At 44.7% G+C, this 9,139-nt stretch carries 8 protein-coding genes and 1 other RNA gene; 7 read left to right on the top strand and 2 right to left on the bottom strand.

The features are described 5' to 3' along the window. From J6U00_RS00760 to J6U00_RS00730, 7 genes are all read left to right on the top strand, one after another. Positions 1 to 2,529: signal peptidase I (locus J6U00_RS00760; RefSeq protein ID WP_296577615.1), on the top strand; the 2,529-nt coding region annotated here is incomplete at its 5' end. Continuing rightward, entirely contained in the window at positions 2,510 to 2,944 is a 435-nt protein-coding gene (locus J6U00_RS00755; protein WP_296577612.1) for a hypothetical protein, read from the top strand. The genes J6U00_RS00760 and J6U00_RS00755, both read left to right, overlap by 20 nt. A gap of 18 nt (positions 2,945 to 2,962) precedes the next feature. Beyond that, a complete protein-coding gene (locus J6U00_RS00750; RefSeq protein WP_173458339.1) occupies positions 2,963 to 3,190 on the top strand; it encodes a hypothetical protein in 228 nt (75 codons plus the stop codon). A 225-nt stretch (positions 3,191 to 3,415) separates the two neighbouring features. Then, positions 3,416 to 3,785, top strand: a transfer-messenger RNA (tmRNA) gene (gene ssrA, locus J6U00_RS00745). Between the two features lie 194 nt (positions 3,786 to 3,979). Next, on the top strand, positions 3,980 to 5,176 hold the full coding sequence (locus J6U00_RS00740; protein ID WP_296577610.1) for an ATP-grasp domain-containing protein: 1,197 nt from the start codon (positions 3,980 to 3,982) through the stop codon (positions 5,174 to 5,176). Position 5,177: 1 nt separating this feature from the next. After that, complete coding sequence (locus J6U00_RS00735) at positions 5,178 to 6,488, top strand: hypothetical protein (RefSeq protein WP_296577608.1); 1,311 nt, start codon at positions 5,178 to 5,180, stop codon at positions 6,486 to 6,488. Further along, positions 6,473 to 6,952 carry a GNAT family N-acetyltransferase gene (locus J6U00_RS00730; RefSeq protein WP_296577606.1) on the top strand — a complete coding sequence of 160 codons (480 nt, stop codon included), beginning with the start codon at positions 6,473 to 6,475 and terminating at the stop codon, positions 6,950 to 6,952. Before J6U00_RS00735 ends, J6U00_RS00730 begins: the two co-directional genes overlap by 16 nt. 50 nt (positions 6,953 to 7,002) lie before the next feature. On the opposite strand, the gene J6U00_RS00725 is transcribed toward J6U00_RS00730, so the two are convergent. Next, positions 7,003 to 8,124, bottom strand: a complete 1,122-nt coding sequence (locus J6U00_RS00725) for a S66 peptidase family protein (protein ID WP_296577604.1) — start codon at positions 8,122 to 8,124, stop codon at positions 7,003 to 7,005. Between the two features lie 16 nt (positions 8,125 to 8,140). Beyond that, a complete protein-coding gene (gene smpB, locus J6U00_RS00720; RefSeq protein ID WP_296577602.1) occupies positions 8,141 to 8,605 on the bottom strand; it encodes an SsrA-binding protein SmpB in 465 nt (154 codons plus the stop codon). Positions 8,606 to 9,139: the final 534 nt, after the last annotated feature.

The following is a 9,139-nucleotide window of genomic DNA, read 5'->3' as shown; positions in this document are numbered from 1 at the left end:
AGACTTTACATCTTCATAAATACCCGATACGAAAAGCTGGCTCAGGTATCAAAGGACGAGGAGGTTTATACCCTAGGCTTTGATACGGTTCTGGACGACGGCACCGGCGGAAAGATGAAGGTGGATCTGAAGATCGAGACTATCGACAATCTCGATTCCTACGATGCCAATGGTTATACCGTGTGGCAGCGTGTCGAGAAGCTGAAAACAGCGATTGAGGGCTACAAGGGTTCTGATCTCTGCAAAGCTCTCGGAAATACATACATACGTCCACCTGTAATGCGTACAAACGCGATTATGAAAAACGTGGATCTGAAAGCCTGCCTTACGCTTTGGCAGTATATCGAGAGCTACGACAAGGTTGGCTATGAGATAAACATTGAAAATACTGCGATGCAGCCGCAGGAGGATTATATCAACGATTTCTACAAGCTTGTGGTGCTGAATCTGTTGCTTTTCCGTTCGTACATGAACGTGGATACGGTAGATAAGGTAACTCATCTGAAAACTCAGACGGGCAAGCCAATAGCACCTAAGTTCCTGAAGAAATTTGACAAGACCCTTGCGGCGGATTATAGTGTTTCATCTGAGACCACAGCAGGATATATAGCTGCAGACGGCGATTTTAAAATGGAAAAGCGCCTTCCCGAAAACCTTACGGAGATGTTTCAGGAGCTGTCTTTAGTAATAAAGCTGGAGACAGAGTACCTTTCAAAGCTCGAAAACGAGCGTGCAGAGGAAGAGAAGCGCCGTCAGGAGGAGGAGGCAAGGCTTGCCGAGCTGAAACGTATAGAGGAAGCAAGGCAGGCTGAGCTGGAGCGTATCCGAAAAGCCAAGGAGGAAGAGGAACGCCGCGTACAGGAAATGCTGGAGAAGAAGCGCGCCGAGCAGGAAGCAGAGGAGCGCGAGCGCCAGCGGCTTGAGGAAGAGCGCCTTGCAAGACTTGAAGAGATTCGCAAGCGCGAGGAAGAAGCCCGTCTCAAACGCGAGGAGGAAGAAAGACTTGCTGCCGAGCGTGAGGAGATACGCCATAATAAAGAGATCGCCAGAAACGAACTGGGTGAAGCTGAAGGTCTCGATGAGGAGACTCTCAATAAAGGTCCAGACGAGGCTGAGCTTGAAAAGCAGGCGTATGACGAAGTCACAGAAGAAGAGATCGAAGAAGTCAAAGCCGAGCTCGAATCAAACGAGGAAGGCGAGAGTTTCGAGGATCCGAGAGCTGTTGCAGCAAGAAAGAAGCTGGAGCAGCAGCGGCGTGAAAAGGAACGCGCCGAAACAGAACGCGCTCAGCGCCTGAAGGCGGACAGACAGCGTTTTGAGAATAAACCTTTCAGGGAGATATACCGCGAATATTCGTGGAATCCGATATACGTACTTATCAGACTGATAAGACATCTTCTTGCAGTAGTATTTGGTATTATACCAAAGGATACCGACAATCCGCGTTATAAACAGCTCCTTGCTGAAAAGCAGGCAAAGCAGGAAGCTAAGGAGCACGAAAAGCAGGAACGAAAGGATATGGAGGTCTACTACAAGAAGTACGGACAGGCTGCAAAGTACAAGATTATGCGTTTTATCGGCGATATGAAGTTCAAGCGCAAGAAGCGCATTGCTGATAAGAACAAGCCGAGACCTGCATATACTCCTCCTGTCAGAACTCCCGAGGAGCAGTTAGCAATAGATACGGAAATGAAGCGGCTTTACAAGGAGTATCATGTAAATGTCTTTGAAAAGCTTCGCCGTGCTGTTGAGAACCGAAGAAAAGAGAAGAGAGTGCTGGAGGAGAGCATACGTGCAAGTGCCGAAAGCCTCGAAAATCTTGAAAGCAGTTCCGTTGAGACTGAAGAAGAGGATAATTCCACAAAAATATCTAATATCATAGTAGCAGTCATAACTCTAATCGCTTTTGCTTTTGTTGTATATGTCATGGTCTGCTCCGCAAAGGGCAGAGCTGTTAATGTTTTCGGAAAGAGCATACTAAGAGTAGTTACTGGAAGCATGGAACCTTCCATATATACAGGAGAATATATAATCGTCGAGAAGACAGATGTGAATGCTCTTTCAGAAGGGGACATAATCTCATTCTATTCTGAGCAGAGCGATATCCGCGGACTTCTCGTTACTCACAGGATAGTAGGCATGAACAGTGACGGAAGCTACATAACAAGAGGCGATGCTAATCCCGTGGACGACAGCGTGTATGTGAAGCCTGAAAATATAGTTGGCAGATATAAGTGCAAGGCGAGGTTCTTTATATGGCTAAGTTCCTTTGTAAACGCACAGAAGCTGCTTCTGCTGCTGGTAGTCTTACCTATGACGGCTATAGCTATATATGAAGCAAAGACCGTTGTGAAGATCGGAAGAGAAGTCGCCGCAAAGGAGGAACTGACTCCCGAGGAAAAGCACGAAGCGGCTATGCGTGAGGCTATCGAAAAGGAAAAGAGACGTCTTGAGGAGATAGGCTACAGTCCTGAAAACGAGGTGAATACGATTGAACCAAGAGAAACTGATGAAGAGGAGAATGATTAGTGCGATCATTCTGTTCATTATAACATTTGTTGCATTGCTCGTATTCATTGCACTGTATATGGACGAAGTCAGACGTGTACAGGAGACCTATAAGAGTCAGTACCGTACCTGCCTCGGAGATGTGGTGGAAGACATCAAATCGTATAAAAACGGGGAAGGGGATAAGGAACTGAGATACCGGCGTATACTCAGCGATATGAGCGGTGCGAATTCATTTGTGTTCCTGATAGACGACCTTGAGGATGAAAAGAAGACCGTCAACGAGGCAACTACCTGCCTTATGAAGTATCCGGAACAGATGACAAAGAAACTGGACGAGCTTGAAAAAGCTCTTCAGGATATCCTTGACGGTCTTGATAAAGGCTACGAAGAGGCAGAAGCCCTTGTCGATTCGATAGACAAGCAGGGGTATTGATGCAGAGGAGGATTTGGTATGGGCGAAAAAAGACGTCTGAAAAAGGAAATAAAGCTCTGCATGAGCACTATTAAGGAGATCGAAAGAAAACGTTCGCGTTCACAGTCAGCGCTTGTACAGGCTATACTTTTACAGGAGCAGCCTGACGAAACGGATGTAGAGTGGTTCAATAAGTATACAGGCGAGATAACAGCCTGCCGTAATCACATGATAGAGCTGCAAAAAAAGCTTCGGTCTCTTGGCTAAAAAAGGAACGTCTCCGGTCATTTATCCGGAGACGTTTTTTATTTAATCTCCATGCCTAAGAAAGCTGTGACATCTCCTTTGGGGCAGAATTTATGTCCAAAATCGATATAAAGAAGCCATGATTTTGACAAAAATGTCATTATTATACAGTTGACAAATCTGAACAAACAATGTATAATAAAGCTTGGAGCATTTTCGGCTCCCTAACCTATACCCTCATTTTATGGGGGCGTAAAGGTTTCGACGGGGGTCTCGAAGTGTGATAAGCGAGCGGAGAATGGCGTGATCTCCATAACCTGCGCCACGTTTAAATATAAACGCAAGAAATAACATTACGGTTTCTGGAAACAGAGAACTGGTAGCTGCTTAAGTCAGCTTCTGTCCACCGGGTGAGTACCGCGGCTCCCGCTTGGGCATCGATGAGCGGTGAACGATTGCCGGAAGTGTCCGTGTCCGGCAGTTGTATACGGACTACCTGCTGCCCCAGCCCGTTTACCGGCAGCCGCCGCAGGGAATCATAATAGGTAAGATACGCTCGTAGAAAGTTGCATGAACAGGCTTTCGGACAGGGGTTCAATTCCCCTCGCCTCCACCAAATATCAACAGGTGACCCAAAGTGTCACAGACAAATCCTTATATATCACTTATATAACGGTATATAGGGATTTATTTTGCTTGCATAAGACGTGCAGCTGCGAGACGGATCTGACATTGTCATAATTAATATAGAAAGCTAAATCCTTGCGTTCTCAAGGTTTTACTTCAAAAGCAAAAGGAAGAAGCGTATATATGAAAAAAATATTATTGTTAGGCGGCTCAGCACAACAGGTCATTGCTATCGAGACCGCAAAAAGACTGGGTTATTACACAGTGCTCTGCGATTATTTAACAGATAATCCGGGACAGTATGTTGCTGATAAGTTTTACCTTGTGAGCACTACTGATAAGGAAGCAATACTTGATGTTGCAAAAAAAGAACAGATCGACGGTATCGTAGCCTATGCCTCTGACCCAGCAGCGCCCACAGCGGCTTATGTTGCTGAGAAAATGGGGCTGAACACAAATCCTTATGAATCTGTTGAAATACTGTGCAATAAGGATAAATTCAGAGCTTTCTTGTCTGAAAACGGCTTTAATACACCTGCAGCGGCAGGTTATACTGACGCAGACGAGGCGGTAAGAGATACTGACAGATTTACACTTCCGGTCATAATAAAGCCAGTGGATTCGTCGGGAAGCAAGGGCGCAACTGTGCTTAGAAGCTGGGATGCTCTCCCTGAGGCTCTTGATTTTGCTTTTTCATTTTCAAGGAGCCACAGGATAATCATTGAGGAGTACATTGAAAAGGCACATCCCTATCTGATCGGTGGAGATATATTTATATGGGATGGAAAGGTTATTATGTGGGGACTTATGAATTGTCACCGCGACAATAACGTCAATCCTCTCGTTCCTGTGGGAAAGAGTTATCCTCCGGAGCTGACAGAAAAGGTTTTTGACAGTGTAAAGGATACACTTCAGACTATGGTAGACAAGCTCGGTATAAGATTCGGTGCAATGAACGTAGAGCTCGTCTCTGACAAAAATGACAGAGTATTCATGATAGATGTAGGACCGAGAAACGGCGGAAATATGATTCCTGACCTGCTTGGCTGCATATTCGGCGTCGATGTTGTCGAAATGACCGTAAAGGCAGCTATGGGCGAGGTGCCTGTAATGAACATAAGCGAGCCTGTGCCGTACTATGCAACCCATAACCTGCATACCGACCGTAACGGGGTATACGACCATATTCGGTATTCCGGCGAGCTTGAGAAATATATAATAAAAAAATGCGAATATAAGAAGAAAGGCGACAGTATCGAAAGATTCGACAACGCCGCAAAGGCGCTGGGTATAATCTTTATGAAGTTCAGTGACAGTTCGGAAATGATACGTATTTTGGACAGGATCAACGAGCTTTATACTGTTATGATGGAGGATTAAAATGAGCATTGGCGGTTTTTTAAGACGTTCTATTTACTGGACGAACGATTTCCTTCATGGAAGTCCTGTGGGCAAGCATTATCGTGACATACATACCATACTTAGCGACGAAAAGCGCGGCAAGCAGCTTCAGGCTGAGTCCCTTAAGAATCTTCTTGAATTTGCTAAGAAGCACAGTGCATTCTATTCGCAGTATGACAGCAACGATATAACAAGCTTCCCGATAGTAAACAAAAATATACTTATTGCCAATCATGACAAGGTTGCAGTCAAGGCTGAAGATATCCCCGAGCAGAAGACCAAGGAGATATACGTTCAGAGGACGTCCGGCTCTACCGGTACACCCTTTGCGGTACCGGCTGATACCAGAAAGCGCAACAGAAGAATCGCAGAGCTGAAATACTTCGGTATGCTCGGTGGCTTCAAGTCTCATGAAAAGCTGGGACAGTGCAGAGTGTGGACAAAATGGCACAATAAGTCCAAGAAACAGCAGTTCATGGAGAATATCCTTGCAATAAATATAAGCAAAATGGACAACGATACTGTAAAGAATCTTGTTGAGACAGTAAAGAATGAGCACGTAGTTGCCCTTCTCGGATATGCTAACTGGTTCGATCAGATAGCGCAGTATCTCGGGGAGCATCCTACTCCGCTTCCTTCACTGAAGGTAATATTTACAGGCTCGGAAATGCTTAAGGAGCAGACAAGAAGCGAGCTTAAGCGCCTTATCGGCTGCAACGTTCTTGAAAGATACAGCAACGAGGAGCAGGGCATACTCGGTCAGCAGAGTGCAAAGGGCGAGTATGAGTACTATCTGAACCATGCAAGCTACTATTTTGAGATATTAAAGCTTGACGAAGACAAGCCTGCGGATCCAGGAGAACTTGGACGTATAGTTATCACTGACCTGTATAACTACGCCTTCCCGCTGATAAGATACGATACCGGCGATACTGCTATAATGGCAGAAGGAAACAAGCTCAGCCACGGCTGGCAGTATATCAGCAAGCTTTACGGTAGAAGGCTCGACCTTATCTTTGATACTAACGGAAACCCGGTACAGCCTATGGCTCTAGCAAGAATACTCAAAAACCTCAAGGGAATAATCCAGTGGCAGTTTATACAGACAGGCGAGCATGAATATAAGATCAGACTGAATATGGAAGAAAATATTTCCACAAAGGAATGTGAAGCAGAGTTGCGTGAGCTTCTTGGTGAACGCGCTGAGATATCGGTTGAAATGGTAAAGGAGATACCGATACTTGCAAGCGGTAAGAGAAAGCCAGTGGTGAACGAATGGAAAAAGCAATAATCTGCCGTGAGGAAGAGATCAGAGATATACTTGACAGCTTTGTTGGTATCCTGCACTCTTTGTCACGCGGAAGCGAATTCCGGCGCACTATGGCACGTAAGCTCTCGGAATGCGGAAGATTCCTTGCAGTCTATGACGAACACGATAATAAAGCGGCAGGCTTTGCAGCTTTTTACGACAATGACACAAGCGGAAGGGTAGCATATCTTTCAATGCTTGCAGTTTCAAAAGCTCATAGGAGCAAGGGCGTAGGTTCTTATATACTGCATGAGGTTGAAGATTTCACCAGCAAGAGCGGCATGAATATGCTTCGGCTAGAGGTGGAAAAGGACAATCTCAATGCGATAAGCTTTTATAAGCGAAACGATTTTCGCTTATATGAAGAAAGAGAAAACAGCTATGTACTAGAAAAGGACCTGCCGGTCGCAGATAGTATTGATAAAAAACAGGCAAAAGAAGTGTGATAACTTCTTTTGCCTGTTTTTGTTTAAGCAGATTTTATTACATCAGTATCTTATAAAAGGATTATTTCTTGTTTATCTGCGCTGACCTGTGCTGTAGCACCGTATGGCAGGACAGCTCTCGGAGCAGCATGACCGAAATTTACATTGTAAAGTATGGAAAGCTTTTCGTTATCCACGATCTCGCGCCATACGGTCTTGTATTCCTCGTAATATTTCTCATTCATTGGCTTTCCTACGATAATGCCGTTTATATTCTCGAAAACGCCCTCATTTTTCATAGCCGAAAGGTATTCGGCAAGTTTTCCAGGATCAGGAGCTTCTTCACTGGTCTCTGCAAAAAGTATCTTACCCCGCCATTCCTCAGGACTTGGGAAGATACTGTATCTCTGGATAATATCCCTCTGTTTACCAAGATCCTCTGCAAGACTGGGGTAGGCTTCGATATAAGGAGCAGGGATACCTCCGAAGCTCTCAATATTTATTCCGAGAAGCATTTCACCTATACTGTCGATACAGCCGCCGAGAAGCTCTCCGCTGAAAACAGGACTTCCCTGTAAAAGCTCATAGTGGTGTTCTTCTCTATGCGCGACAGGCATAGTTCCCACGGCTTCTGCGGAGAAGTCACTTCTTTCTTCGTACCATATATCGGATGGAGTTATCTTCCTCCCGTGATAAGAGGTGAAGCAACTTTCAAACTGCACTTTGGAATAGGGGAGCATATCACCCGAAATCTCTGCAAGATCGCAAATGAAAGCCTGACCGTAGAAGGTTTGCAAGCCCAACCTGTGGAACATAAAGTGGTTATTAGTGGTATCGGAAAAGCCGAGAAAAAACTTAGGAGTCTGTTTAACGGCACTGATAAACTCCTTATCCTCCATAAGGTATGGAAAGGTACGGAAGGTCTCTATACCGCCGATAGCGCAGATAATACCGCTTACGGAGCTGTCAAGAAAGGCTTCCTTCAGGTCTTCAGCGCGGGCTTCGGGGTGAGAGAGGATATAGTCATTTCCCATTAGAGCGTGCTTTGTGAAAACGGGTTCAAGACCGAATTCACGAAGCTTTTTTAATCCAATCTCTCTTTCATGAGCACAGTATGATTCGCCGAGAATACCACTTGAAAGACTTATAACAGCTACTTTATCACCTTTTTTAAGCGGTTTGGGATACAGCATAACAGCTATCCTTTCGTTACTGGTTCCTTGTTTTTATATTGCGGTCTATTTCGCGGTTGGCGTCACGCTTGGCGATATCTGCACGTTTGTCGTAGAGCTTTTTGCCCTTGCAGAGACCAAGCTGCATCTTTACTCTGGAGTCCTTGAAGTAAAGACTCAGTGGTATAAGAGACAGTCCTTCCTGTTTGAGAGTACCGTATAATTTATTTATCTCGCGTTTATGCATGAGGAGCTTTCTTATTCTCATGGGGTCGCGATTGAAGATATTGCCTTTCTCGTAAGGGGAGATATGCATACCGCGTACGAAAAGCTCGCCCTTGTCAATAGAGCACCATGAGTCCTTTAAATTTACTCCACCCTGACGTATGGACTTCACTTCCGTGCCTACCAGCTCAATACCAGCCTCATAGGATTCAAGAACGAAGTAGTCGTGACGAGCCTTGCGGTTTTCGGCAATAGTTTTAGTACCTTTTGAACGCATTTTATCATCTCCTGTCTGTAAAAAATTATACACTATCGCAGGAAAAAAGTCAACAGCGGCCATCACGGGAAATAGCAGATAATGTCGTAAAGCTTTATGATATCAGTTCCTTTACGGATAATGTGGAAATATTTAAGGCTATGTCAGATGCAATGTTAATATAATGATTATTATAAAAAAATTATGCTGTAATTTGTGCGAATGATAGTATGATATTCATTTTGTCCACCTAATCTTCAAAAAAGCGGTTGAACCTATTGGAAATTAATGGTAAAATAAACAAGGAGTAATGTTGAAAACGTCATCAATATGTATGAATGTTCAATGGTATATATAATGAGCATTATAATTCTTATGCGCTGACAGGAGATATGTCAGGAAAAAGGCAAACTTTAATTCAGGAGGTATTAAAATGTTTTTAGGCAAAAAAGTAAAGGCAGCAGCTGCTTTATTGTTGTCGGCGGCTGTTGTCATGCCGTCTGCAGTAGGCGTTATAGGCGCTCCGGGCACGGAAGCAGTGGCGGCATCAACGGT

Origin of the sequence: Ruminococcus sp., assembly GCF_017650195.1 — a bacterium.
Lineage (GTDB): Bacteria > Bacillota > Clostridia > Oscillospirales > Ruminococcaceae > Ruminococcus.
The sequence above is the reverse complement of the archived record's forward strand: the minus strand, read 5'-3'. Positions and strand labels throughout refer to the sequence as shown.

Excerpts from the sequence above, each read along its gene's own strand:
- J6U00_RS00735 (WP_296577608.1), top strand. The coding sequence starts at position 5,178 with ATGAGCATTGGCGGTTTTTTAAGACGTTCTATTTACTGGACGAACGAT.
- smpB (WP_296577602.1), bottom strand. The coding sequence starts at position 8,605 with ATGCGTTCAAAAGGTACTAAAACTATTGCCGAAAACCGCAAGGCTCGT.
- J6U00_RS00750 (WP_173458339.1), top strand. The coding sequence starts at position 2,963 with ATGGGCGAAAAAAGACGTCTGAAAAAGGAAATAAAGCTCTGCATGAGC.
- J6U00_RS00730 (WP_296577606.1), top strand. The coding sequence starts at position 6,473 with ATGGAAAAAGCAATAATCTGCCGTGAGGAAGAGATCAGAGATATACTT.
- J6U00_RS00740 (WP_296577610.1), top strand. The coding sequence starts at position 3,980 with ATGAAAAAAATATTATTGTTAGGCGGCTCAGCACAACAGGTCATTGCT.
- J6U00_RS00725 (WP_296577604.1), bottom strand. The coding sequence starts at position 8,124 with ATGCTGTATCCCAAACCGCTTAAAAAAGGTGATAAAGTAGCTGTTATA.
- J6U00_RS00755 (WP_296577612.1), top strand. The coding sequence starts at position 2,510 with ATGAAGAGGAGAATGATTAGTGCGATCATTCTGTTCATTATAACATTT.